This window comes from Ponticoccus sp. (in: a-proteobacteria), from assembly GCF_048381735.1.
In genome coordinates, this window is the sequence record NZ_JBLXGL010000002.1 from 530760 (window position 1) to 555017 (window position 24258).

The window sequence follows — 24258 nt, forward strand, 5'->3', positions numbered from 1 at the left end:
TAGTGGCGCCCATGTCGATGATCCACCATATCGCAGACCCCGCGCGCCTTCCGGCGCCGTTTGCGCGTGGCATCGACCTGCTCCTAACCGGCCTCTGAGCGCGGCCAGTCTCGGCGCGCGTGCTCAGAGGTAAGCGTGCCGCGCCGTCACACCCGCATATCCAAGGTTAGGACCCCATGAAATCCGTTCAACTGGCTGAAAAGCTGGCGATGGTCTCGTCCCACTGGGACCCGCATGTCATCGCCGATTACAACGACAACGACGTGATGGTCGTGAAGATCCAGGGCGAATACCCCTTTCACAAGCACGACAGTACCGACGACTTCTTCCTCGTCCTCTCGGGCGAGATGGTGATGGAGTATCAGGACGCTGCCCCGCAGACCGTGCGCGCGGGCGAGCTTGTGGTGGTGCCCCGGGGCGTCGTACACCGGCCCCGCGCCGAGACGGAGGTGACCGTGATGCTGATCGAGCCCAAGGGCGAGCCCAATTCGGGCGACAGCGACCGCGAAGCCTCGATGAAACCGCGAATCTGACAGGGAAGAGACAAGATGACCGACCAAGACAAGAACCGCGTGTTGATCTTTGACACCACCCTCCGCGACGGCGAACAAAGCCCCGGCGCCACCATGACCCATGACGAGAAGCTCGAGATTGCCGAGCTGCTCGACGACATGGGTGTCGACATCATCGAGGCGGGTTTCCCGATCGCCTCCGAGGGCGATTTCCGCGCCGTGAAGGAGATCGCCGAACGCTCGAAGCAATCGGTGATCTGCGGGCTGGCGCGGGCGCAGCTGCCCGACATCGATCGCTGCTGGGAAGCGGTGAAGCATGCCGAGCGGCCCCGTATCCACACCTTCATCGGCACCTCGCCGCTGCACCGCGCCATTCCGAACCTGACACAGGACGAGATGGCCGAGCGGATCGAGCAGACCGTGACCCATGCCCGCAACCTGACCGACAACGTGCAGTGGTCGCCGATGGATGCCACGCGGACCGAGTGGGATTACCTCTGCCGGGTGATCGAGATCGCCATCAAGGCGGGCGCAACGACGATCAACATTCCCGACACCGTGGGCTACACCGCCCCGCGCGAGTCTGCCGACCTGATCCGCCGCCTGATCGAGACGGTTCCCGGCGCCGACGAGGTGGTCTTTGCCACCCATTGCCACAACGACCTTGGCATGGCGACGGCCAACAGCCTCGCGGCGGTCGAGGCCGGTGCGCGGCAGATCGAATGCACGATCAACGGGTTGGGAGAGCGCGCGGGCAATACCGCGCTGGAGGAGGTGGTCATGGCGATGCGCGTGCGCAACGACATCATGCCCTTCTCCACCGGGATCGACACCAGGAAGATCATGCATATCTCGCGCCGCGTCGCGACGGTTTCCGGCTTCATCGTGCAGCCCAACAAGGCCATCGTCGGCAAGAACGCCTTCGCGCATGAAAGCGGCATCCACCAGGACGGCATGCTCAAGAATGCCGAGACCTTCGAGATCATGCGCCCCGAGGACGTGGGTCTTTCCGGCACCTCGCTGCCGCTCGGCAAGCACTCGGGCCGGGCCGCGCTGCGCGCCAAGCTGAAGGATCTGGGCACCGAGGTGGGCGACAACCAGCTGAAGGACATCTTCGTCCGCTTCAAGGATCTGGCCGACCGCAAGAAAGAGGTCTTCGACGACGACGTGCTGGCGCTGGTCTCGGCCACGACCGAGGGCGCGGATGCGATCAGCCTCGTGAACCTCTCTGTCACCTGCGGCACCGGCGGACCGGCGAAGGCCGAGATCGAGCTGGAGATCGAGGGGCAGGACCTGACCGCCACCTCCGAGGGCGACGGGCCGGTCGATGCCTCGTTCAAGGCGGTGCGCGAGCTGCACCCGAACAAGGCGCGGCTTCAGCTGTATCAGGTCAGCGCGGTGACCGAGGGAACGGACGCGCAGGCGACGGTGTCCGTGCGGCTGGAAGAGGAGGGCGTGATCGCCACCGGCCAGTCGGCGGATACCGACACGGTGGTGGCGTCGGTCAGGGCCTATATCCAGGCGCTCAACCGCCTGATCGTGCGCCGCGCCAAGGTCGGTGCGGGCGCCGACAAGCGCGAGATTTCCTACAAGGAACTCTAAGCGGAACGCCGGGGCCATGACCCCGGCGTTTTCATTTCGGCCCGATCTTGGTCAGGACTTCTTGACGAACTTCGTCAGGATGACGATGCGCTGCCCCTCGACCCGGCCCGAGATATGCTCGGCATTGTCCGGTTCCAGCGAGATCTTCCGCACGGCGGTGCCCTGCTTGGCGGTGAACCCGGCGCCCTTGACCGGCAGGGCCTTGATCAGCGTCACTGAATCGCCGTTCTGCAGCACCGTGCCGTTGCAGTCGCGATGCACGACGGCATCGCCGGTGGGCTGACCCGCCTGCGCCCATTCCAGCACCTCGGGCTCCAGGTAGGCGATGTCCAGCAGGTCGTTCGCCCAGGCCGCGTCCAGCGCGGTCAGCAGGCGCCAGGCCAGGACCTGCACTGCGGGTTCCGTGCTCCAGATCGCCTCGTTCAGGCACTGCCAGTGCGGCGCGTCCGTCGGCCCTTCGGAGACGCCCGCCGCACAGATGGCGCATAGCGCGACTTCATCGTCCTTGGGGCCAACCGTGACGGGCTGCGTGTCTTCGGCCTTGCACAGGGCGCATTGGGTCATGGTCGGGTCTCCTATCCGGCTTGCGCCCTGAAGACCCGACCCCACCCCGCCTGTCCATGCGTCGAAACGCGCCTACTCTCCCAGCGCGATGCCCTCGCGGCGCGGGTCGGCGCCGCCCTTCAGCCCGTCCTCGCCGATGGAGATGGCGTGCAGACCCGAGGTCAGGTCGCGGACCGAAACCTCGAAGCCCATCTCTTCCAGCGCGCCCTGCATCTCGGCCATGGGGGTGCCTTCCTCCAGATCGTAGGTGCCGAAGCGGTTCACCGCATGCGGCATGGCCACGGCCTGCTGCACGTCCATGCCCCAGTCGACATGCGCCACGATGGCCTGCGCGACATAGCCGATGATGCGCGACCCGCCGGGCGAGCCGATCACCAACACCGGCGCGCCGTCCTGCCGCACGATGGTCGGCGCCATGGAAGAGCGCGGACGCTTGCCCGGCTCGACCCGGTTGGCGATGGGCACACCCGCCGAATGCGACTGGAAAGAGAAGTCGGTCAGCTCATTGTTCAGCAGGAAGCCGTCGGTCATCAGCCGCGAGCCAAAGCCGTTCTCGATGGTCGTCGTCATCGACAGCGCATTGCCGTACTGGTCGACGATCGAGATATGCGAGGTCGAGGGGAACTCGATGCTCTGGTCGTCGGCCCAGAGCTGCGCGTGGTCCCATTCGGGCTCGCCCGGGCTGACCTCGGTCAGGGCCTTGTCGGTCTTCAGCAGCTCGGCGCGCGCGGACAGGTAATCCGGGTCCACCAGCCCGGCGGTGGGCATCGGGACAAAGTCGCTGTCAGCCATGTAGCGGCCCCGGTCGGCGAAGGCGAGGCGCGAGGCGTCGCCGATCACGCGCCATGTGTCGGCGTCGTCCGCCGTCCCCGGCTCCAGCGCGTTCATCATGCCGAGGATCTGGCCCAGGGTCAGCGCGCCCGAAGACGGCGGACCCATGCCGCAGACCTCGAAACCGCGGAAATCGGCGCAGACCGCGTCGCGTTCGACCACGTCGTAGAGCGCGAGGTCCATCATCTCCATCACGCCGGCGTTGCCCTCGACCGCCTTCACGGTGTCGACGATGCCCTGCGCGATCTCGCCGGTATAGAAGGCGTCGGGGCCTTCCTCGGCCAGCCGCTTCAGCACGTTGGCATAGTCGGGGTTGGTCAGCTGGCTGCCCTCGGCCAGCGGCTGGCCCTCGGGCAGGAAATAGGCGGCGGTGCTGTCGAAGCGCCCGAGCCGCTCGGCATCCCCGGCGACCAGTTCGGCAAGCCGGGGCGAGACGGCAAAGCCCTCCTCGGCCAGCGTGGTGGCGGCGTTGAAGAGGCTGGACCACTCGGCGGTGCCCCACTTCTCATGTGCGCGGTACATCAGCATGGGCGTGCCCGGAACGCCGACCGAGCGCCCCCCGACGACGGCATCGAAGAAGCCCAGCGGCTCTCCGGCGTCGTTCTGGAAGAGCTTGGGCGTGGCCGCCAGCGGGGCCTTTTCGCGCCCGTCCAGCGTGGTGATCTCGCCGGTCTCGCCATCGTGCCAGACGAGGAAGGCGCCCCCGCCGAGGCCGGAACTTTGCGGCTCGACCAGCCCCAGCACGGTTTGCACGGCGACCATGGCATCGGCGGCGGTGCCGCCCGCGCGCAGGACATCGGCCCCGGCGGCGACGGCATGGGGGTTGGCGGCGGCGACCATCCATTCCTGAGCCTCGACGGGCTGGCCTGCGGCCTTGGCCTCGAGCGCGGCGGCGACTGCGGGAGAGATGGCGGCGAGGTCGCCGCTGGAGGCGCCCTCGGGCGCGACGGCATCCGCTGCGTCCTGCGCGAGGGCCGCCCCGGACAGGCTGGTCGCGGCCAGCATGAGTGTCAGAAATCGCATATGTTCACCTCCCGAGTGATTGTTATGGCGATACTCAACCATGGGATGGGTCGCGTGGGAACCCTGCGCGGGTGAACATGGGCGGGCGGCTGCCGTGCGGAGAGGCACGGTTTGGGGCGGTGTGCGGTGCGGAAAAGCGGGCTGGCTGGCGGGTGGCTTCGACAGATGGCAGCGCGCCGTAGGCTGCCGGACCGTCCGGAAGCGATGCCGAGTCAGTCGGCCCCTATCTCCAAAGCGGTCCACCACCCGGCGCGGAATCAAGGCCGTAGGCCGCCGCGCCATCGCAGGGCCGTTCCCTCGGCCCGGCGATTTGGCTGATGCAGGCGCGACCTGACGGAGGGCATACGGACTTGGCCGGGATAAACTGCCATCCAGAGACGGTAGATCGTCGGACCACGGCCCTGCGATGGCGCGGCTCAGCTTGTCGTGACGGACCGCGCGCCTGCGCACTGGGACAGGCGGCGCGGTCGCTGTTGCGGAACGGCAGTGCGGCGTTGCCTGAGGTCTCGCGGAGCGATGCCATCTGGGGGCGATCTTGCCTCCAAGCGTATCCCCGCGCCCTACTTCTTCTTCATCGCCGCCAGCAGCGCGTCGCCAAGCGCGCCCTGACCGCCGCCCTGCGGCTGCTTCGGAGCGCTGCCGCCCTTGGGTCCCTTCGGGGGCCGTCCGGGGCCACGGTCGGTGCGCTCGGGGCGCGTGCCGCCGCGCGGTGCGCCGCGATCCGAGGCGCCGCCGTCCTTCTTCATCGAAAGCCCGATGCGCTTGCGCGGCACGTCGACCTCGGTCACGCGGACCTTGACCACATCGCCCGCCTTGACCACCTCATGCGGGTCCTTGACGAAGCGGTCCGCCAGCTGGCTGACATGGACCAGCCCGTCCTGATGCACGCCGATGTCCACGAAGGCGCCGAAGGCCGCGACATTGGTCACCGTGCCTTCCAGCATCATGCCCGGCTTGAGGTCCTTGATGTCCTCGACCCCGTCGGTGAAAGCGGCGGTCTTGAAGCCGGGTCGCGGGTCACGGCCGGGCTTTTCCAGTTCCGTCAGGATGTCGCGCACCGTGGGCAGGCCGAAGCGGTCGTCGACGAACTGCTCTGCCCGCAGGCCCTTCAGCGCCTGCGGCTGGCCCATGATCTGGCGGATGTCGCGCCCGCAGGCCTGCACGATGCGGCGGGCCACGTCATAGGCCTCTGGGTGGACCGAGGAGGCATCCAGCGGTTCCGCCCCATCGCGGATGCGCAGGAAGCCCGCGCATTGCTCGAAGGCGCGCGGCCCGAGGCCCGCCACCTTCAGAAGCGCCTTGCGCGAGGCGAAGGCGCCATGCGCGTCGCGGTGCGCGACGATGGCCTGCGCGACCGAGGCGCCAAGGCCCGAGACATGCGCCAGAAGCGGCGCCGAGGCGATGTTGAGGTCGACGCCCACGGCGTTCACCGCGTCCTCGACCACGCCTTCCAGCGCCTGCGCCAGACGCCGCTGGTCGACGTCGTGCTGGTACTGGCCGACGCCGATGCTTTCGGGTGGCACCTTGACCAGTTCCGCCAGCGGGTCCTGCAGGCGGCGCGCGATGGAGACCGCGCCCCGCAGCGAGACGTCGAGGTCGGGGAATTCCATCGCCGCCAGTTCCGAGGCGGAATAGACCGAGGCGCCGGCCTCTGACACGACGACCCTGGTGGGCTTGGGCCCGTCGAGCAGCTTCAGCGTGTCGCCCACCAGCCGCTCGGTCTCGCGGCTGGCGGTGCCGTTGCCGATGGCGATCAGTTCGACGCCGTGGCGTTTGACCAGCCGCGCGATCTCGGCCCGCGCGCCGCGCACATCGTTCTTGGGCTGGAAGGGGTAGAGCGTTGCGGTCTCGACCAGCTTGCCGGTGGCGTCCACCACGGCGGCCTTCACCCCGGTGCGGATGCCCGGGTCGAGCCCCAGAGTCGCGCGGTTGCCCGCAGGCGCCGCCAGAAGCAGATCCTTGAGGTTGCGGGCAAAGACGGCGATGGCCTCTTCATGGGCGCGGCGGCGCAGGTCGGTCATCAGGTCCATGTACATGGTCAGCGAGAGCTTCACCCGCCATGTCCAGCCCGCCGCGTCGCGCAGCCATTGGTCCCCGGGCGCGTCGCCGGGGATGCCGATGGCCGAGGCGACGATGCCCTTGGCGCGCTCGGCGCCGGTTTCCGGGTCGGGGGCGATCTCGACGGTGACGATCTCTTCCTTCGAGGCGCGCAGGATGGCCAGCGCCCGGTGGCCGGGGATCTTCGCCCAAGCCTCCGAGTGGTCGAAGTAATCCGAGAACTTGGCCCCGGCCTCTTCCTTGCCCGGCACCACGCGGGCGGTGATCTGCGCCTCTTTTTGCATGAAGTCGCGCAGGCGGCCCAGCAGGTCGGCGTTTTCCGAGAGCTCTTCGGCGAGGATGTCGCGGGCGCCGTCCAGCGCGGCCTTGGTCGTTTCGACCGTTTCATTGGTGAAGGTTGCGGCAAGGGTGGCGGGATCGGCAGAGCGGTCCTCGATGATCCCGCGCAGCAGCGGCTCCAGCCCGTTCTCGCGGGCGATCATCGCCTTGGTGCGGCGCTTGGGCTTGTAGGGCAGGTAGATGTCTTCGAGCCGCGCCTTGCTGTCGGCCTGCGCGATGTCGCGGGCCAGCGTGTCGGTCAGTTTGCCCTGCGATTTGATCGAGTCGAGGATGGCGGCGCGGCGCTTTTCCATCTCGCGCAGGTAGGTCAGGCGGTCGCCCAGCGTGCGCAGCTGGGTGTCGTCGAGGCCGCCCGTCACCTCCTTGCGGTAGCGCGCGATGAAGGGGACGGTGGCGCCCCCGTCCAGAAGGCCCACGGCGGCGGTGACCTGCGCCGGGCTGGCGGCGATCTCGGTGGCGATGGTGCGGCTGATGCGGGCTTCGGTCTGGTCCACGGGGCGTCCTCCGGTCGGGCGTTGGAGCGCCGGTTTAGCCGGGTGCGCGCGGGTCGCCAAGGGGGTGGCGCCCTGGTGGCGGCGGTGTGCCGGGGGCGGTGTGGCGTCGAGGTATTTGGACCAAGAAGAAGCGCAAGGGGGCGCGAAGGGGCAGGGGTGGGGGCTGGGAAAGGCTTGGCCGCACCCGGTGGTGCGATCGGTCGCCGGGCGCGGATACCGGGCGACGCCGCCGCGCATGATGCAGAAGGTCTGTCTTCGACAGCAGGGCCGTCCGTCCCGCCAAAGGCGGGCTGTTGGAGAGGGCGCAGCGGCGGTGCGGGGGGCCGGTGATGTGGTTGTCCGCCGCGCGAGTCGACGGGTGTTGCGTGGACTGGGTGGGGATCAAGCGGCAGCCGGAGAGGGGCCGCCGGGCCAGGGTGCGGGGATGGTTCGGCGCCTCCCTGGCGGCTTTGTACCGGGGGAGGGGCCGCGGAGAGCGCGCAGGCCTTTGCCCTCGGCGGCGCGCCGGGTCAGAAATACGGCGCGCCGGGGACCTTGACGTAGAGCGCGTAGAGCGACTGGCTGGCGGCCATGAAGAGACGCGTGCGCGCGCGCCCGCCGAAGCACAGGTTGGCGCAGCGTTCTGGCAGGTGGATATGGCCGATGGCGCTGCCGTCGGGGGCAAAGATGCGCACGCCGTTGCGGCCCGCGCCGGTGCCCCATCCGGCCCAGAGGTTGCCCTGTACATCGACGCGGAAGCCGTCGGGGTTGCCGCCCGCACCGGCGTCGATATGCGGGCGCGGCTCCGGGGCGCTGCGCCCGTCGGCAGAAACCTCGGCCACGAGGATGCGCTTGGGCCGCGCGCCGCTTTCGACGATATACAGCAGGCTCTCGTCGGGTGAGAAGCACAGCCCGTTGGGCTGGTTCACGCCTTCGACGGCGAGGCTCAGTGTGCCGTCCGGGTCGATGCGGTAGACATTGGTGGGCAATTCCGGCTCGGCCAGGCCGCCCTCGTACTCCGCCGAGATGCCGAAGACCGGGTCGGTGAACCAGATGCTGCCGTCCGACTTCGCCACCACGTCGTTGGGCGAATTCAGCCGCTTGCCCTGGAAGCCGTCCGCCAGCACGGTCAGGGTGCCGTCCCATTCCGTCCGCAGCACGGCGCGCCGCTGGTGCTGGCAGGATACCAGCCGCCCCTGCCGGTCGCGGGTATTGCCATTGGTGAAGCCGCCGGTGCGGAAAGTCGTGACCGCGCCCGAGGCCTCGTCCCAGCGCAGCAGGCGGTCGTTGGGGATATCGCTCCAGACCAGGGCGTTCTGATCGCCGAACCAGACCGGCCCCTCGGCCCAGCGGCTGCCGTGATACAGGCGCTCGACGGCGGCATGGTGCAGGGTCAGCGCCTCGAAGCGCGGGTCGAGCACCTCGATGGCGGGGTCGGGATAGGTCTCTGACGGCTGCCACATTGCGCGTTCTCCTGCCTGGTCACGGTGCGGGTAGCCTATGGGGCCGGAAGGGGCATCGCAAATGCGGGGCCTGCCCGGGGTGGGGGAAATCCCGTGGACGGGATTTGCAAAGCCCTTCGAAGGGCTTTGCGTCGCCCGGATCCGGCGGCGCGCTGCATTTTCGGGCAGGGTGTCGGGGCGCGGGTCCCGGGTGCCGGAATTGGCTTTGACAGCCCGCCGGGGGCATGGGACGCCATCCCCGCAGGCTTCGGCCGACTCGCACCACCCTCAGCACCACCCAAGGGACTTCGATGACCAAATTCGCCCTGCGCGCCAAATGCGCCTCGAAACGCGGGATCGTCTCCGCCGTTTCCACCTACCTTGCCGAAACGGGCTGCAATATCACCGACAGCGCCCAGTTCGACGATGCCCATACCGGCAACTTCTTCATGCGCGTCAGCTTCCAGTCCGAGGACGGCGCGGGCCTTGCCGATCTCGAAAGCGGCTTCGAGGCGATCAAGGCGCGGTTCGGCATGACCTCGGAGTTCTTCGACGAGAGCGTCAAGCGCAAGGTCGTGATCATGGTCAGCCGCTTCGGCCACTGCCTGAACGACCTGCTCTACCGCGCCCGCATCGGCGCCCTGCCGATCGAGATCGTCGCGGTGATCTCGAACCACATGGACTACCAGAAGGTCGTGGTGAACCAGGATATTCCTTTCCACTGCATCAGGGTCACGAAGGACAACAAGCCCGAGGCCGAGGCCCGCATCCTGCAGGTGGTCGAGGAATCCGGCGCCGAGCTGATCGTGCTGGCGCGCTACATGCAGATCCTGTCGGATGCCATGTGCCAGAAGATGTCGGGGCGGATCATCAATATCCACCACTCCTTCCTGCCTTCCTTCAAGGGGGCGAACCCCTACAAGCAGGCCTTCGAGAAGGGCGTGAAGCTGATCGGCGCGACCTCGCATTACGTGACCGCCGATCTCGACGAGGGGCCGATCATCGAGCAGGACATCATCCGCGTCACCCATGCGCAGTCCGGCGAGGACTACGTGTCGCTGGGCCGGGACGTGGAATCGCAGGTGCTGTCGCGCGCGGTGCATGCCCATGTGCATGGGCGGGTCTTCCTGAACGGCGAGAAGACCGTGGTCTTCCCGCCCTCGCCGGGCTCTTACGCATCGGAACGCATGGGCTGACGCCTTCGGCCTGTCCTGCACCATGGTGCGGGGCGGGCCCTGCGCGGGCCCGGGGGCCGTTTCGCGGTGGGGCCCGGTGTCGCCGCGCCTAAAGCATCGAGGGCACGACCTGATCCGGCGGGCGATGGCCGTCGGCGAAGGTCTTGACGTTGATGATGACCTTCTCGCCCATCTCGAGCCGGCCCTCGTAGGTGGCCGATCCCATATGCGGCAGCATCACCACGTTGGGCATGTCGCGCAGCTCGGGATTGCCCTGGATCCCGTGCGCGTAGACGTCGAGACCCGCGCCTGCCAGTTCGCCCGCCTTCAGCATCCGGGTCAGGGCGTTCTCGTCGATGACCTCCCCGCGCGAGGTGTTCACGATCACCGACGACGGCTTCATCAGCTTCAGCCGCCGCGCGTTCAGCAGGTGGTAGGTCGAGGGCGTCGAGGGGCAGTTCACGCTGATCATGTCCATGCGCGCCACCATCTGGTCGAGGCTCTCCCACCAGGTCGCTTCCAGCGGTTCCTCGACCTCGGGGCGCAGGCGGCGGCGGTTGTGGTAGTGGATCTGCATGCCGAAGGCCTGCGCGCGCCGCGCCACCGCCTGCCCGATCCGGCCCATGCCGAGGATGCCCAGCCGCTTGCCGCCCAGCCGCCCGCCCAAGAGCGCGGTCGGGGCATAGCCGGACCAGTCGCCCTTCTGCATGACGGTGATGCCCTCCTGCAGGCGCCGGGTGACGCCCAGCATCAGCGCCAGCACCATATCGGCGGTATCCTCGGTCACCACGCCGGGCGTGTAGGACACGAGGATCCCGCGCGAGCGCGCGGTCGAGACGTCGATGTGGTCGAAGCCGGCGCCGTAGTTGGCGATCAGTTTCAGCCGCTCACCCGCCTGACCGATCAGGCCGGCATCGATCTGGTCGGTCACCGTGGGCACCAGCACATCCGCCGACCGGACCGCGTCCACCAGCTCGCCCCGGGTCATCGGGCTGTCGTCGCTGCGCAGCGTCACGTCGAAGAGCTCGGACAGGCGTGTCTCCACCACCTCCGGCAAGCGTCGCGTGACGACAACACTCAGACGTTTTGATGGCATTGCGGCTCTCCCTGACCTTCCCGGCGCACCGGCGCTTGGCTAGACTGGTACAGGATAATGCGGGGCACAAGAACCCCGCCGGAAAAACTCGGGCAGGACCGACCTATGTTCAGGAAAGCCATCGTGCTAGTGGTCATCCTCTGCGCGCAGATCGCCTCTGCGGGGCAGGAACTTGGACCGATCACCAATCTGCCGCTGCCGCGCTACGTCTCGATGAAGGCGGCAGAGGGCAATGTGCGGCGCGGTCCGTCGCTGACACACCGGATCGACTGGGTCTACAAGCGCCGTGACATGCCGTTGGAGATCACCGCCGAACACGGCCACTGGCGCCGGGTGCGCGACCGCGACGGCGCGGGCGGCTGGGTGCATTACTCGCTGCTCTCGGGGGTGCGGACGGTGATCGTCGAGCAGGACATGGTGTCGCTCTACCAGCGGCCCGATCCGGACAGCCGCGTGAACGCCCGGCTGGAACTGGGCGTTGTCGCCCGCCTCGGCGCCTGCCAGCCGCATTGGTGCGAGCTGACGGCAGGCGGCTACAGCGGCTGGGCACCCAAGGCGGCGCTCTGGGGCGTCAAACCCGACGAGCTGCGCGAGTAGCGCCCGTCGCAGCCAGACTTCGGGCCGGACGCCCGGACCGGCCTCTGCCCGTCGCCATCGCCGCTTGGGCCGCTGCCGCGACGCGGGCGCCCCCGGGCTGTTTACCAGGCCAACGAAGGGACGGCGCGCCGGACCTGTACCTCGGATGCGCCGGGCGCCCTCTCGGGTGGCAAACCTGGCACGCCGTGCGGCACGGGGCAGGGCCCTTGGTTTCTTCTTGGTCCAAATACCCTCGGGGGTGAGGGGGCAGAGCCCCCTTGTCCCGCGGCCCGCCTCAGGCGGCCTCGTGCAGAAGGATCGCGGCTTCGGACTTCGACAGGTTCCGCCGGGCGTAGGACCCGTAAAGATGCGGGTTCTCGGCCGCCGAGGGCATTTCCCGCAAGAGCCGCGCGCGATCGTCCTCGGCGAGCGAGGAGAGCGCGGTATTCGCCGGGTGGAAGCTTTCGGTTTCCACGCCATTGGCGAAGAGCACCTCGTGCCGGGGCAGCATCAGGTGGTGATAGGTGACGTCGCGGGCGGCGGTGTCCAGCACGACGCTGTCGCCGTTCAGCAGGTCGCGGGCCGCCACCAGGACTTCGGGGGTGTTGAACAGGGCTCGGGCCACGACGCCCTTCACCACCATCCGGTGCTCGGGCGAGACGACGATCTCGCGGTCCGGCTCGCCGATGCCGAAGGCGCCGGGGCGGATGCGCACCGGGCGCAGGCGCGGCATCGCGAAGAGGCGCGCCCCGGTCATGTAGCGCGAGCCGGTCCAGCGGATTTCCTGTGCCCCGCTGTCCTTGGTCTGCACCCTGTCGCCTGCGCGCAACGTCTCGACCGGAACCGGGCCTGAGGGGGTCAGGATCATCGTGCCGGGGGTAAAGCAGATGACCCCGCTGGCCTGGTCGTCCGTGGCCCGGCAGGCGCGCGCGTCCAGCCGGTGATGCACAACCCAGAGGTCGCGCCCCGCGGGCGGGATCTCGTCGAGGAACATCAGCAGCGGCGGGCTTTCCCCGCTGACCTCGATCAGGGTGACCGTATAGCTTTTCGCGCCGTCGGTGACGACGAAGCTGCTGTCGGTGACCGGGTGTTCGACGGCCACGCGATCCAGGCGCGTTTCCTGCGTCAGTGCCGCGCCCACCAGCCGGCGCACCATGCGCGCCGCGCGCGTCCTGATGTCTGCGTCGCCTTCTGCCCGGTCGAGCTGGAGGATCGACGAAGGCCCATCGACCCGCACCGGAACCCCGTGCCAGGACCACGCGGCCCCGACGATCAGTGCAGATGGAGGCGCGGCCTTCAGGCCGTCTATTTCCGTCTGCGACCAGGAGATGACGAACGTGCCGCGATAGCCCGTTGCCATGCCTGAAATGCCTGCCTCAGTTTTCTTGTTTTGTTACCAAGACAGTATCGAACGGGGCACATCCTGAGAATGCTGCGCCGGGCTGCGGGCAGGGTCGCAGGTGCCTGAATCCGGGCCTGTGCCCGGCCAGTCACAAAAATGCCGCCTTTAGGTTGTGTCGCTAAAATCGGCTTTCGCTCAGGGTGTTAAGGTCCTTGCTCAGGCCGATTCGAAGCCGCTGCGACCGACGCTTTCGTAGCCGGTGAAGCCGGCGGCACGCGCGTCTTCGGGGCTGTAGATGTTGCGCAGGTCGGCCATGCGGGCAGTCGCCATGCTGCCGGCAAGCTGGGTCAGGTCCAGCGCGCGGAACTCGTTCCACTCGGTCAGGATCACCAGCAGGTCGGCGCCCTCGGCGGCGCGGTAGGGATCGGTGGCCCAGTCGACGCCGGGCAGCAGCTGCTCACCCTCGCGACGGCCCTGCGGGTCGACCACGCGGACCTTGGCACCGCCCCCCACGAGGGCCGGCACGATGGTCAGCGAGGGCGCGTCGCGCATGTCGTCGGTATTGGGTTTGAAGGTCACCCCCAGCACCGCCACGGTCTTGCCGTTGAAGGACCCGCCGCAGAGATCGAGCAGCTTGCCGATCATCCGCCGCTTGGTGTCCTCGTTCACCTTGATCACCGTCTCGACGATGCTGATGGGGCTGGCGTGTTCCTGCCCGATGCGGGCCAGCGCCTTGGTGTCCTTGGGAAAGCACGACCCGCCATAGCCGGGGCCTGCGTGCAGGAACTTGTTGCCGATGCGGCCGTCCATGCCCATGCCCTTGGACACCTGCTTGACGTCCGCGCCGACCTTCTCGCACAGCGCCGCGATCTCGTTGATGAAGGTGATCTTCGTCGCGAGAAAGGCGTTGGCGGCGTATTTGATCATCTCGGCGGATTCGAGGTCCGTGGTGACGATGGGGAAGTCGCGCAGGTAGAGCGGGCGGTAGATGCCCTCCATCACCTTGGCGGCGCGTTCGGTCTCGACGCCCACCACCACGCGGTCGGGCTTCATGAAGTCGTCGATGGCCGCGCCCTCGCGCAGGAACTCGGGGTTCGAGGCGACGTCGAAGTCCAGCGCCGGATTGGCGGCGGCCACGGCCTCGCGCACCCTGGCGTTGGTGCCCACCGGGACGGTCGACTTGGTCACGACCACGACATAGTCCTTGGCGGCGCGGGCGATTTCCTCGGCGGCGGCCATGACATAGGTCAGGTCGGCGTGGCCGTCGCCGCGCCGGGTCGGTGTGCCCACGGCGATAAAGACCGCCTCGGCACCGTCGATCGCGCTTTCGAGGTCCATGGTGAAGGTCAGGCGTCCGGCCTCGACGTTCCGCGCCATCAGGCTGTCCAGGCCGGGCTCGTAGATCGGGACCTCGCCGCGTTCCAGCATCTCGATCTTGCGGGGGTCCTTGTCGACGCAGACAACCTCGTGCCCGAAATCCGAGAAACAGACACCCGAGACCAGGCCGACATAGCCCGTACCGATCATGGCAATTTTCATCGTCTACAGTCCTTTCAGGCCTCTGCCCGGCCCTTGCATCGTTCCCACATGCGACCGCAACGGGGCTCTGTCAACACGACGGTCGGAACCGGCGGGGATATGCTGAGGAATTCACCCGAGGCGCGCGCGCAGGGATGCCAGCGTTCGGGCCACCAGCGTGGCGGCGGTCTCGCGGCTGTCGGCTTCGGCGTAGCAGCGGAACTCGGGCGCGTTGCCCGAGGGGCGCAGGTGCAGGACGGTGCCGCCCTCGAAGGTCACCCGCAGCCCGTCGGTCAGGTCCAGCGCGACCTCTGCTCCGCAGCCTGTGAAAAAGGCCGCCCGGGCGGCGCTGTTCTCCGTCAGGTCGGCGATGAAGGCCTGCGCCCGCTCCGTCGCGATCCCGGCGATCCGGTCGGCGGCGGTGAAGCGCGGCGGCAGCGCGTCGATCAGCGCCGCCAGCGTGGTCCCGGCCGCCTTTGCCGCCGCCAGCGGCGCAAGGATCGGCAGCAGGCAGTCGCGCGTCATCAGCGGCGTCAGCGCGCCGGTGTCGAAGCCCAGCAGGAAGCCGCCGTTGGCCTCGTAGCCGACCACCTTCGCGTCGGGCTCCGCGGCGCGGGCCGCCTCCATGGCCGCGATCACGAAAGGCGATCCGATGCGCGTCCGCTCTACCCTCAGGCCAAAGACCGGGTCCGCGACCATGCTGTTCGACGAGACCGGCGTGCAGACCACCCCGGCGCCAAGGTGCCGCGCGGAGAGCGTGCCCAGCACGTCTCCGGGCACCACCCGCCGGGCATTGTCGACCACCATCGGGCGGTCACCGTCGCCATCGGTCGAGATCAGGACGTCCAGCGCATGTTCTGCGAACCATCCGGCAAACAGCGCCTGGGTGTCGGGGTCCAGCGCCTCGGTGTCGACGGGAATGAAGGTGTCAGAGCGCGCGATGGGCACGGCCCGCCCGCCCAGGGCCTCGACGACCGCCACCATCAGGTCGCGCGCCACCGAGGAATGCTGGTAGACGCCCACCGTCCTGCCGGCCAGCGTGTCCGCGGCAAAGCCGCCGGTGTAGCGCGCAAGATAGCCCGCCGCCGCGTCCCGGGTCTCTGCCGCGCCCAGCGGCGCCTCGGGCGGGGTCTGGCCAAGGGCGGCGTTGATGCGCGCCTCGTCCTCTTTCAGGATCTCGCCGCCCGGCACGTAGAACTTCAGCCCGTTGCGGTCGGCGGGAATGTGGCTGCCGGTGACCATGATCGCCGCCGCGCCCTCAGCCATGGAGGACAGCGCCAGCGCCGGCGTCGGCACCGCGCCGCAGTCCACCGCCGTCAGCCCCATGGCACGCACCGCGTCGATCACCCAGCCCGCGATCTGGGGCGAGGACGGGCGCAGGTCGCGCCCGACATGAACCGCACCGCCATGCGGGCAGGCGGTCAGGAAGGCCGTCACGTAGTCGCGCACCAGCGGCGCGGTCAGCTCCGTCACCAGCCCGCGCAGGCCGCTTGTTCCGAATTTCGGCGCCATCGTCGTCTCCCTCTTTGATGCCGGGGTTTTCCCGCGTCCGGCCCGGGCAGGCAAGCGCCAACCGTTGCATCTGCGGCGGCAACGTGGAACCTGAGTCCGGCAGACAACGAAAGGCAGGCAATGTCGGAAGTCTACGACGTGGTGATCGTGGGGGGCGCGGCGATCGGGTCCAGCGTGGCCTGCTACCTGTCCGGCGCCGAAGGGTTCGACGGGCGCGTGCTGGTGGTCGAACGCGACCCGAGCTATGCGCAGGCCTCGACGGCGCTGTCGGCGGCCTCGATCCGCACCCAGTTCTCCAACGCGATCAACGTGGCCATCAGCCAGTACGGCGCCGAGGTGATCCGCGACTTCGCCCGATGCATGGCCAGCGGAGAGGACGCGCCCGACCTGAACTTCCACGAGGGCGGCTATCTCTACCTTGCCGCGACACCGGACCAGGAGCGAACCCTGCGCGAAAACCACGCGGTGCAACGGGCCTGCGGCGCCGATGTCGTGCTCTGGTCGCCGGAAGAACTGGCCGCGGCCTTCCCGCACCTGAGGACCGGGGATATCCGCCTCGCCTCCTACGGGCAAAGCGGCGAGGGTTGGTTCGACAACACCGGCCTGATGAACGGCTTTCGCAACAGGGCCCGGGCGCAGGGTGTCGACTATATCCGCGACGAGGTCACCGGCCTCACGCGCGCGGGCAGCCGCATCACCCATGTCACCCTCGCCTCGGGCCGCCGGGTCTCCTGCGGCACGCTGGTCAACGCCGCCGGGCCGCGCGCTGCACAGGTGGCGCGGATGGCCGGGCTGCACATCCCGGTCGAGCCGCGCAAGCGCACGGTCTTCCTCTACGACTGCGCCCGAAGCCCCGAGGGCTCGGCCCGCGTCAACCATGGCCGCCTGCCGCTGATGATCGACCCCTCGGGTGTCTACTGCCGCCCCGAGGGCCGCTATTTCATGACCCAATGCCCGCCGGAAGACGACCGCGCCGTGGATGTCGGTGATTTCGAGCCCAGCCACGCCGAGTTCGAAGAACGCATCTGGCCCGTCCTCGCCGCCCGCTCCGAGGCTTTCGAGGCGATCAAGGTGATCCGCAGCTGGGCCGGCCACTATGCCTGGAACAGGCTCGACCAAAACATGATCGTCGGCCCGCACCCCGAGGTGCCGAACATGCTCTTTGCCAACGGCTTCTCCGGCCACGGCCTTCAGCAGGCCCCGGCCACCGGACGCGCCATTGCCGAACTGATCGTCCACGGCGCCTACCGCACGCTCGATCTCTCGCCGCTGGGCGTGGACCGTATCCTGACCGGCACCCCCTTTCTCGAGAAGAACGTGATCTGACCCCGGCAAGCCGTCCCAGGCCGCGATCCTGCGCCTCCCCCGGGGTTTCTTCTTGGTCCAAATACCTCTGCGCAGCGCCTCAAGCCCTTGCCACGCCGCCGAAAAAGCGCCATCCGAGCGATCCGCTTGCGCTTTTTGCTCCGGCAAGGGATGATCCGCCCCGAATGTGCTGGTAGCGCAATCAGACCTTCCGGGAGGACATCGTGACACAGACAAGGGTGGCCGTGATCGGCCTCGGCTCCATGGGCTATGGGGTGGCGGCAAACTGCCTGAAAGCAGGGCTCGAGACATGGGGCGCCGACGTCAACGCCGCCCAGGTGGATCGCTTCGCGGGCGAGGGCGGCAGGCCCGTGACCGGCCCCGGCGACTACGCAGAGGCCGATGTTGTCGTGACCGTCGTGGTGAACGCCGCGCAGACCGAGGCGGTGCTCTTCGGAGAGCAGGGCGCCGTGGCGCAGATGAAACCCGGCGCCGTCGTGGTCTCCTGCGCCACCGTCGCGCCGGACTTCGCCCGCGCCATGGCCGTGCGCTGTGCCGAGGCGGGGGTGCTCTACCTCGACGCGCCAATCTCGGGCGGGCAGGTCAAGGCCGCCTCGGGCGAGCTGTCGGTCATGGCCTCCGGCGCACCCGAGGCCTTCGCCGGGGCGCGCCCGGTGCTGGACGCCATGGCCGCCAGGGTCTTCGAACTGGGCGAAGAGGCCGGGCCGGGCTCTGCCATGAAGGCGATCAACCAGCTGCTGGTCGGCGTGCATCTGGCCGCCATGGGCGAGGCCATGACCTTCGGCATGACCCAGGGCGTCACACCCGAGCAATTCGTCGAGGTCATCCCCGAATGCGCCGGCACCAGCTGGGTGCTTGAAAACCGCGCGCCGCATGTGGTTTCGGGCGACTACACGCCGCTCTCTGCCGTGGACATCTGGCTGAAGGATCTCGGCATCGTCTCCGACATCGCCCGCAGCGCCAAGTTCAGCGCGCCCCTGACGGCGGCGGCGCTGCAGCAGTGGGTCGCGGCCAGCGGCATGGGCATGGGGGGCGAGGACGACGCCGCCATTGCCAAACTTTATGCCACGCACGCAGGCCTGAGCCTGCCGGGAGACAAGACATGACCCTTCTCGGAGCCATCGCCGACGATTTCACCGGCGCCACCGACCTTGCCGGCCTTCTGGCGCGCTCCGGCGTGCCGGTTTCGCTGCGGCTGGGGGTGCCGGACGCACCGCCCACCGACACCGCCCCCTTCGAGGTGATCGCGCTGAAATGCCGGACGGAACCGGTGGACAAGGCCGTCGCCGACTGCCGCGCCGCGCTGAAGTGGCTGCAGGCGGCGGGCGCGCAGCGCTTCTTCTGGAAATACTGTTCGACCTTCGATTCGACGCCCGAGGGCAACATCGGCCCGGTCGCCGAGGCGCTGATGGCGGACCTTGGCACCGATCAGACGATCTACTGCCCCGCCTTCCCGGAAAACGGCCGGTCGATCTTCATGGGCAACCTCTTCGTCGGGCGTCAGCCGCTGGCGGAAAGCCCGATGAAGGACCATCCCCTGACGCCGATGACCGATTCCAACCTGATGCGCCTGCTGGAGCCGCAGGTGACGCGGCCCGTGGGGCTGGCCGACCGGCTGACCGTGGCGCAGGGGGCCGAGGCGCTCAGGGCGGAACTGGCGCGTCTGGCCGGCGAGGGCGTCGCCCATGTGGTCATCGACGCGGTGGCGAACGAGGATCTCTATACCATCGCCGAGGCCTGCCGGGACATGCCGCTGATGACCGGCGGCAGCGCCGTCGCCATGCCGCTGCCTGCGCTCTGGATGCAGGACGGGGCGCTGAAGGCGGATACCGCCAAGGCGCCCGAGCAGATCGGCCCCGGCGCGGTGGTCCTGTCCGGCAGCTGCTCTGCCATGACCCGCAGGCAGGTCGAGGCCTACAAGGCCACCGGCGCGGTCAGCTTCCGCCTCGATCCGGTCAAGCTGGACGAGGAAGGCCCGCAGCAGGCGCTGGACTGGCTCGCCGCGCAGGATCTTGGCAAGGCACCGCTGCTCTATGCCACGGCAGAGCCCGACCAGGTGCGCGCCGCGCAGGCCGCGCTGGGCCGCGAAGAGGCGGGCGCCGTGGTCGAGCGCGCGCTGGCGAAACTGGCGGTCGCGGCGCGGGACAGGGGCGCGCGGCGCATCGTCGTCGCGGGCGGCGAAACCTCGGGTGCGGTGTCGCAGGCGCTGGGCATCGCGCGGCTGGACATCGGCGCCGAGATCGCGCCCGGCGTGCCCTGGTGCACCTGCGACAGCGGCGGCGCGCGCATCGCGATCACGCTGAAGTCCGGCAATTTCGGTGCCGAGACCTTCTTTGCCGACGCGCTGGGGGCCCTGGCATGAGCGCAGAGGCCCGCCTGCGCGAGCAGCTTTGCACGCTGGCGAAATCGCTCTTCGACCGGGGGCTGACCCATGGCTCGACCGGCAATATCTCGGCCCGGACCGAGGACGGCGGCCTGCTGGTCTCGCCCACCGGCACCAGCTTCGGCCGGCTCGATCCCGGGCGGCTGGCGCGCTTCGACGCGGCGGGCCAGCATATCGACGGCGACAGGCCGACCAAGGAAATGCCGCTGCACACGGCCTTCTACGACACGCGCGGCACCGCGGGGGCGGTGGTGCATCTGCACAGCTGCCACTCTGTCGCGCTGTCGCTGCTGCCGGGGGTGGACGAGGACAACTTCCTGCCCGCTTACACGCCCTATGGCATCATGCAGGTGGGCCGGGTGAAGCTGCTGCCCTTCTTCGTGCCGGGCGATCCGGCCATGGGGCAGGCGGTGCGCGGGCTGGCGGGCAAGCGCTCGGCGGTGATGCTGGCCAACCACGGCCCCGTGGTGGCGGGCAAGGACGTCGAGGCGGCCTGCAACGCCATCGAGGAACTGGAAGCCACCGCCCGGCTGGCGCTGATGACGCGGGGCATGGGGGCGGAGCCCCTGACCGGCGGACAGGTCCGCGCGGTGGTCAATACATTCGACGTGGAGTGGGACACATGAAGTTTTCGGCCAACCTTGGTTTCCTCTGGACCGACCGGCCTTTGGCCGAGGCGATCCATGCCGCGAAGGCGGCGGGGTTCGACGCGGTGGAATGTCACTGGCCCTATGACGAGCCGGTTGCAGAGGTCCGCGCGGCGCTGGAAGAGACCGGCCTGCAGATGCTGGGCCTGAACACCCGGCGCGGCGATACGGCGGCGGGCGAAAACGGGCTGGCCGCGCTGCCGGGCCGCGAGGCCGAGGCCCGCGCCGCCATCGACGAGGCGCTGGCCTACGCCCGGGCCATCGGCGCGGCCAACGTGCATGTCATGGCCGGTTTCGCCTCTGGCGCAGAGGCGGACGCGGCCTTTGTCGCCAATCTCTCCTACGCCTGCGAGGCGGCGCATCCGCATGGGATCACGGTGCTGATCGAGCCCCTGAACCACTACGACGCACCGGGCTACTACCTTGCGACCACGGGCCACGCGCGCGCGGTGATCGAGGCGGTGGGGGCGCCGAACCTGAAGCTGATGTTCGATTGCTACCACGTCCAGTTGATGGAGGGCGATCTGACCAACCGGCTGAAGGCCCTGCTGCCGATCATCGGGCATATCCAGTTCGCGGGGGTGCCGGACCGCGGTGCGCCGGACCGGGGCGAGGTGGATTTCTCGTATATGTTCAAGGTGATCGACGCTCTGGGATGGGCCGCACCGCTGGGCGCGGAATACAAGCCCGGCGGCCCGACCGAGGATACGCTGGGCTGGTTCACCCTGACCCGCTGAGGCGCCTTGCTGCGCCGCCTGTCTCGGGCGGCGCGGTCGGATGCCTCCTTCGGGTGGCTTTTTGCAGAAAAGATGCCCGCAGGCGCGCCTTGTCGGACAGGTCCGGTTCGGGCGGCACCGTCGCACAGAGGTATTTTTGCCAAGAAGAAACACGAGGTGTGCGCGTCTCTGCGCCGTGGGACGGCCTGCTGCGAGGCGGTGAAAGCGGCTTTCCCTTGGGGCGGCCTTTGGTATACCAAACTGCGAAACCTGGCCGCTCCGGGTGGCCGCGACGGGAGGAGAACACGCCATGACGCAGTTGAAGCTTGCCGGGGGCATGTCCCGGCTTGGCACCGAGTCGGCCTTTGTCGTGCTGGCGCGCGCGGGCAAGCTGGCCGCCGAGGGGCGGGACATCATCAATCTCGGCATCGGTCAGCCGGATTTCCGCACGCCCGAGCATATCGTCGAGGCCGGGATCAAGGCTCTGCAGGACGGTCACCACGGCTATACGCCGGCCAACGGCCTGCCGAAGCTGCGCGAGGCGGTGGCCGCCGACCTGAACCGCCGTCACGGGGTCGAGGTGAACCCGGATCACGTGGTGGTGCAGCCGGGCGGCAAGCCGACGATGTTCTTTGCCTGCCTGATGTTCGGGGAACCGGGCGCCGAGATCATGTATCCCAACCCCGGCTTTCCGATCTACGAATCGGTGATCAAGTATTCCGGCGCCACCCCGGTGCCGATCGCGCTGAGGGAAGAGAACGGCTTTGCCTTCTCCGCCGAGGAGGTGCTGGGCCAGATCACCGAGAAGACGCGGCTTATCATCATCAACTCGCCCGCCAACCCCACGGGCGGGGTCACGCCGCGCGCGGAGATCGACAAGCTGGTCGCCGGGCTGATGGAGCACCCGCAGGTCGCGCTGATGTCGGACGAGATCTATTCCAACATGCTCTATGGCGGGCGCGAGCACGTCAGCCTGCTGCAATATCCCGAGATCCGCGACCGGCTGATCATGCTGGACGGCTGGTCCAAGACCTATGCCATGACCGGCTGGCGGCTGGGTTACGCGGTCTGGCCCGAGAGCCTCGTGGACCACGTCACGCGCCTGTGCATCAACGACCATTCCTGCGTCAACGCCGCGACCCAGTTCGCGGGCATCGCCGCGCTGGACGGGCCGCAGGACGAGGTGACGCGCATGGTCGCCGAGTTCGACAGGCGCCGTCAGGTGATCGTCGAGGGGCTGAACGCCCTGCCGGGGGTGCGCTGCGCCGATTGCGCGGGCGCCTTCTATGCCTTCCCGAACATCGAGGGCACCGGGCTGACGGCCATGCAGGCGCAGGACCGCTTCCTGGACGAGGCGGGGGTGGCGACCGTGGCCGGGACCTCCTTCGGCGCCCATGGCGAGGGTTACCTGCGCTTCTCCTATGCCAATTCCACCGAGAACATCCAGGAGGCGCTGCGGCGCATCCGTGACCTGCTGTGAAAGGCCTGACCGATGACTGACCCTGTCCTGCTGATCTCTGGCGCGAGCTTCAAGGAAGACGAGCGCGCGCGCCTCGCCGAGGCCTATCCCGCGACCTTTGTGGACGGCCCCGATGCCATGTCCGGCGTGCCCGAGGGCCAGCGCGGGGCGATTCGCGCGGTGGCCTACAAGGGGCACAAGCCCTTTGGCGGGGCCGAGATGGACCTTTTCCCGAACCTTGGCGTGATCGCCAATTACGGCGTGGGTTACGATGCCATCGACGTGGCGGCGGCCAGCGCGCGGGGCATCAAGGTGACGAACACGCCGGATGTGCTGTCGGACGATGTGGCGGACCTTGCCGTGGCGATGCTGCTGGCGCAGGCGCGGACCATGCGTCTGGGTGAGGCGCATGTGCGTTCGGGCGATTGGGCGAAGAAGGGCGAGCTTCCGCTGAACCGCAAGGTCTCGGGCTCGACGGTGGGAATCGTGGGGCTGGGGCGGATCGGGCGTGAGATCGCGGACCGGCTGGCGGCCTTCAAGATGGAGATCCACTACCATTCGCGCTCCGAGAAGGAGACGCCGGGCTGGACCTATCATGCCGACCCGGTGAGCCTTGCGGGCGCGGTGGATTTCCTTGTCGTGGCTCTGGTCGGCGGATCGGCGACCGAGGGCTACGTGTCCAAGGAGGTGATCGACGCCATGGGGCCGCGCGGCGTGCTGGTGAACATCTCGCGCGGGACGACGGTCGACGAGGGGGCTTTGCTGGACGCGCTGGAAGAGGGGCGGATCGGCGGGGCCGGGCTGGATGTCTTCCTGAACGAGCCCAATCTGGATCCGCGCTTCCTGAAGCTGGAGAACGTCGTGTTGCAGCCGCACCAGGGGTCCGGATCGGTCGAGACCCGGCGCGATATGGCGCTGTTGCAGCTGGCCAACGTGCGGGCCTTTCTGGAGGGCGCGGCGCTGCCGACCGCGGTGAACTGATCGGACAGGGTTTCGCCTCGCTTGGGCGAGGCGACCTGCCGGGGGTTTCACCCCCGGACCCCCAGGATATTTGTGGACAGAAGAAGGGGCGGGCCGTCCCCTGTTTCTTCTGTCCGGAAGTATCCCGGGGAGCGCGAGGGGCTGGCCCCTCGCCCCGACGGTGCAGATCGCGGCGTCGGGGCCGGTGTGGCGCTATTCTTCGACGTCGTCCATGTCGACCTGACCGGACAGGCGGCGGCGGATGATGGACCAGGACAGGCCCACGCCCAGCACGATGGAGAGCGCGAGGATGCCGAGCCATGTGGCGAAGCCGGGGTTGTCGAGGCTGACGAGGCCGAAGTCCCAGAGCACCCAGAGGATCGCGCCCACCAGGGCCAGCACAAGCAGCATGCCGGAGGCGCCGATCGACCGCAGGGTGGCGCGAATGTAGATCACGTAGCCCACCAGCAGGACCAGCGCCGCCAGCACGACCAGCGGCATCTGCGTGGACCAGTTGGCCTCTGCCCAGCGGAGGAAGTTGAGCCGCGTCGGATTGTAGGTGGCGGCCAGCAGGAGGAAGGCGAAAAGCCAGCGAAGGGTGAAGGACATGGGCGGGCTCCCGTTCGGATCGCTGCCTTGCTGCCCTCTTCATTCGCCCCTGTCCAGCCTCTTGCCGCGATTTAGCGGTTTCACCCGTGGCGCGC

Annotated in this window: 20 protein-coding genes; 11 read left to right on the forward strand and 9 right to left on the reverse strand. The window is 68.6% G+C overall.

Features of this window, described 5'->3' with window-relative positions; genetic code table 11:
• The first annotated feature begins 176 nt into the window (after positions 1–176).
• Positions 177–533 (forward strand): cupin domain-containing protein, encoded by a 357-nt coding sequence (locus ACN5KJ_RS06725; protein WP_418592817.1) that lies wholly within the window; start codon positions 177–179, stop codon positions 531–533.
• A gap of 15 nt (positions 534–548) precedes the next feature.
• Entirely contained in the window at positions 549–2114 is a 1566-nt protein-coding gene (locus ACN5KJ_RS06730) for a 2-isopropylmalate synthase (RefSeq protein ID WP_418592819.1), read from the forward strand.
• Positions 2115–2165: 51 nt separating this feature from the next.
• Here the strand turns inward: ACN5KJ_RS06730 and ACN5KJ_RS06735 are convergent, their stop codons facing one another.
• The 4 genes from ACN5KJ_RS06735 to ACN5KJ_RS06750 form a co-directional block, all read right to left on the reverse strand.
• A complete protein-coding gene (locus ACN5KJ_RS06735; RefSeq protein ID WP_418592821.1) occupies positions 2166–2678 on the reverse strand; it encodes an alkylphosphonate utilization protein in 513 nt (170 codons plus the stop codon).
• 72 nt (positions 2679–2750) lie between these two features.
• Positions 2751–4532, reverse strand: a complete 1782-nt coding sequence (gene ggt, locus ACN5KJ_RS06740; protein WP_418592823.1) for a gamma-glutamyltransferase — start codon at positions 4530–4532, stop codon at positions 2751–2753.
• Positions 4533–5092: 560 nt separating this feature from the next.
• Complete coding sequence (locus ACN5KJ_RS06745) at positions 5093–7423, reverse strand: Tex family protein (protein ID WP_418592825.1); 2331 nt, start codon at positions 7421–7423, stop codon at positions 5093–5095.
• A 509-nt stretch (positions 7424–7932) separates the two neighbouring features.
• A complete protein-coding gene (locus ACN5KJ_RS06750) occupies positions 7933–8865 on the reverse strand; it encodes an SMP-30/gluconolactonase/LRE family protein (RefSeq protein WP_418592827.1) in 933 nt (310 codons plus the stop codon).
• 290 nt (positions 8866–9155) lie between these two features.
• On the opposite strand from ACN5KJ_RS06750, the gene purU reads away from it, so the two are divergent.
• The gene (purU, locus tag ACN5KJ_RS06755; protein WP_418592829.1) at positions 9156–10040 is read left to right on the forward strand and encodes a formyltetrahydrofolate deformylase; all 885 of its coding nucleotides are present in this window, start codon (positions 9156–9158) and stop codon (positions 10038–10040) included.
• Positions 10041–10128: 88 nt separating this feature from the next.
• Here the strand turns inward: purU and ACN5KJ_RS06760 are convergent, their stop codons facing one another.
• Positions 10129–11115 (reverse strand): 2-hydroxyacid dehydrogenase, encoded by a 987-nt coding sequence (locus ACN5KJ_RS06760; RefSeq protein WP_418592831.1) that lies wholly within the window; start codon positions 11113–11115, stop codon positions 10129–10131.
• 105 nt (positions 11116–11220) lie between these two features.
• Here ACN5KJ_RS06760 and ACN5KJ_RS06765 point away from each other — a divergent pair, with 105 nt between their 5' ends.
• Entirely contained in the window at positions 11221–11712 is a 492-nt protein-coding gene (locus tag ACN5KJ_RS06765) for an SH3 domain-containing protein (RefSeq protein ID WP_418592833.1), read from the forward strand.
• 274 nt (positions 11713–11986) lie between these two features.
• On the opposite strand, the gene ACN5KJ_RS06770 is transcribed toward ACN5KJ_RS06765, so the two are convergent.
• The 3 genes from ACN5KJ_RS06770 to ACN5KJ_RS06780 all read right to left on the reverse strand — a co-directional run bounded on the left by ACN5KJ_RS06770 (position 11987) and on the right by ACN5KJ_RS06780 (position 16063).
• Positions 11987–13051 (reverse strand): Hint domain-containing protein, encoded by a 1065-nt coding sequence (locus tag ACN5KJ_RS06770; protein ID WP_418592835.1) that lies wholly within the window; start codon positions 13049–13051, stop codon positions 11987–11989.
• Positions 13052–13249: 198 nt separating this feature from the next.
• Positions 13250–14572 carry a UDP-glucose dehydrogenase family protein gene (locus ACN5KJ_RS06775; RefSeq protein ID WP_418592837.1) on the reverse strand — a complete coding sequence of 441 codons (1323 nt, stop codon included), beginning with the start codon at positions 14570–14572 and terminating at the stop codon, positions 13250–13252.
• A gap of 111 nt (positions 14573–14683) precedes the next feature.
• The gene (locus ACN5KJ_RS06780; protein ID WP_418592838.1) at positions 14684–16063 is read right to left on the reverse strand and encodes a phosphomannomutase; all 1380 of its coding nucleotides are present in this window, start codon (positions 16061–16063) and stop codon (positions 14684–14686) included.
• A 120-nt stretch (positions 16064–16183) separates the two neighbouring features.
• Between ACN5KJ_RS06780 and ACN5KJ_RS06785 the strand changes: the two genes are divergently transcribed.
• The 7 genes from ACN5KJ_RS06785 (at position 16184) to ACN5KJ_RS06815 (ending at position 23575) form a co-directional block, all read left to right on the forward strand.
• Entirely contained in the window at positions 16184–17389 is a 1206-nt protein-coding gene (locus ACN5KJ_RS06785) for an NAD(P)/FAD-dependent oxidoreductase (protein WP_418592840.1), read from the forward strand.
• Between the two features lie 203 nt (positions 17390–17592).
• The gene (gene ltnD, locus ACN5KJ_RS06790) at positions 17593–18495 is read left to right on the forward strand and encodes an L-threonate dehydrogenase (protein WP_418592842.1); all 903 of its coding nucleotides are present in this window, start codon (positions 17593–17595) and stop codon (positions 18493–18495) included.
• Positions 18492–19751 carry a 3-oxo-tetronate kinase gene (gene otnK / locus ACN5KJ_RS06795; RefSeq protein WP_418592844.1) on the forward strand — a complete coding sequence of 420 codons (1260 nt, stop codon included), beginning with the start codon at positions 18492–18494 and terminating at the stop codon, positions 19749–19751. The genes ltnD and otnK overlap by 4 nt, the downstream gene beginning before the upstream one ends.
• A complete protein-coding gene (locus ACN5KJ_RS06800; RefSeq protein WP_347166473.1) occupies positions 19748–20398 on the forward strand; it encodes an aldolase in 651 nt (216 codons plus the stop codon). The genes otnK and ACN5KJ_RS06800 overlap by 4 nt, the downstream gene beginning before the upstream one ends.
• Complete coding sequence (locus ACN5KJ_RS06805; protein WP_418592847.1) at positions 20395–21156, forward strand: hydroxypyruvate isomerase family protein; 762 nt, start codon at positions 20395–20397, stop codon at positions 21154–21156. Before ACN5KJ_RS06800 ends, ACN5KJ_RS06805 begins: the two co-directional genes overlap by 4 nt.
• A gap of 289 nt (positions 21157–21445) precedes the next feature.
• On the forward strand, positions 21446–22615 hold the full coding sequence (locus ACN5KJ_RS06810) for a pyridoxal phosphate-dependent aminotransferase (protein ID WP_418592849.1): 1170 nt from the start codon (positions 21446–21448) through the stop codon (positions 22613–22615).
• A 12-nt stretch (positions 22616–22627) separates the two neighbouring features.
• Positions 22628–23575 (forward strand): 2-hydroxyacid dehydrogenase, encoded by a 948-nt coding sequence (locus tag ACN5KJ_RS06815; protein ID WP_418592851.1) that lies wholly within the window; start codon positions 22628–22630, stop codon positions 23573–23575.
• Positions 23576–23767: 192 nt separating this feature from the next.
• On the opposite strand, the gene ACN5KJ_RS06820 is transcribed toward ACN5KJ_RS06815, so the two are convergent.
• Positions 23768–24163: a DUF6524 family protein gene (locus ACN5KJ_RS06820; RefSeq protein ID WP_347166477.1), complete on the reverse strand. Its 396-nt coding sequence runs from the start codon at positions 24161–24163 to the stop codon at positions 23768–23770.
• Positions 24164–24258 lie beyond the last annotated feature (95 nt).

Excerpts from the sequence above, each read along its gene's own strand:
- ACN5KJ_RS06810 (WP_418592849.1), top strand. The coding sequence starts at position 21,446 with ATGACGCAGTTGAAGCTTGCCGGGGGCATGTCCCGGCTTGGCACCGAG.
- otnK (WP_418592844.1), top strand. The coding sequence starts at position 18,492 with ATGACCCTTCTCGGAGCCATCGCCGACGATTTCACCGGCGCCACCGAC.
- ACN5KJ_RS06725 (WP_418592817.1), top strand. The coding sequence starts at position 177 with ATGAAATCCGTTCAACTGGCTGAAAAGCTGGCGATGGTCTCGTCCCAC.
- ACN5KJ_RS06820 (WP_347166477.1), bottom strand. The coding sequence starts at position 24,163 with ATGTCCTTCACCCTTCGCTGGCTTTTCGCCTTCCTCCTGCTGGCCGCC.
- ACN5KJ_RS06805 (WP_418592847.1), top strand. The coding sequence starts at position 20,395 with ATGAAGTTTTCGGCCAACCTTGGTTTCCTCTGGACCGACCGGCCTTTG.
- ACN5KJ_RS06770 (WP_418592835.1), bottom strand. The coding sequence starts at position 13,051 with ATGGCAACGGGCTATCGCGGCACGTTCGTCATCTCCTGGTCGCAGACG.
- ggt (WP_418592823.1), bottom strand. The coding sequence starts at position 4,532 with ATGCGATTTCTGACACTCATGCTGGCCGCGACCAGCCTGTCCGGGGCG.
- ACN5KJ_RS06785 (WP_418592840.1), top strand. The coding sequence starts at position 16,184 with ATGTCGGAAGTCTACGACGTGGTGATCGTGGGGGGCGCGGCGATCGGG.
- ACN5KJ_RS06750 (WP_418592827.1), bottom strand. The coding sequence starts at position 8,865 with ATGTGGCAGCCGTCAGAGACCTATCCCGACCCCGCCATCGAGGTGCTC.
- ACN5KJ_RS06765 (WP_418592833.1), top strand. The coding sequence starts at position 11,221 with ATGTTCAGGAAAGCCATCGTGCTAGTGGTCATCCTCTGCGCGCAGATC.
- ACN5KJ_RS06815 (WP_418592851.1), top strand. The coding sequence starts at position 22,628 with ATGACTGACCCTGTCCTGCTGATCTCTGGCGCGAGCTTCAAGGAAGAC.
- ACN5KJ_RS06775 (WP_418592837.1), bottom strand. The coding sequence starts at position 14,572 with ATGAAAATTGCCATGATCGGTACGGGCTATGTCGGCCTGGTCTCGGGT.
- purU (WP_418592829.1), top strand. The coding sequence starts at position 9,156 with ATGACCAAATTCGCCCTGCGCGCCAAATGCGCCTCGAAACGCGGGATC.
- ACN5KJ_RS06760 (WP_418592831.1), bottom strand. The coding sequence starts at position 11,115 with ATGCCATCAAAACGTCTGAGTGTTGTCGTCACGCGACGCTTGCCGGAG.
- ACN5KJ_RS06800 (WP_347166473.1), top strand. The coding sequence starts at position 19,748 with ATGAGCGCAGAGGCCCGCCTGCGCGAGCAGCTTTGCACGCTGGCGAAA.
- ACN5KJ_RS06780 (WP_418592838.1), bottom strand. The coding sequence starts at position 16,063 with ATGGCGCCGAAATTCGGAACAAGCGGCCTGCGCGGGCTGGTGACGGAG.
- ACN5KJ_RS06735 (WP_418592821.1), bottom strand. The coding sequence starts at position 2,678 with ATGACCCAATGCGCCCTGTGCAAGGCCGAAGACACGCAGCCCGTCACG.
- ACN5KJ_RS06730 (WP_418592819.1), top strand. The coding sequence starts at position 549 with ATGACCGACCAAGACAAGAACCGCGTGTTGATCTTTGACACCACCCTC.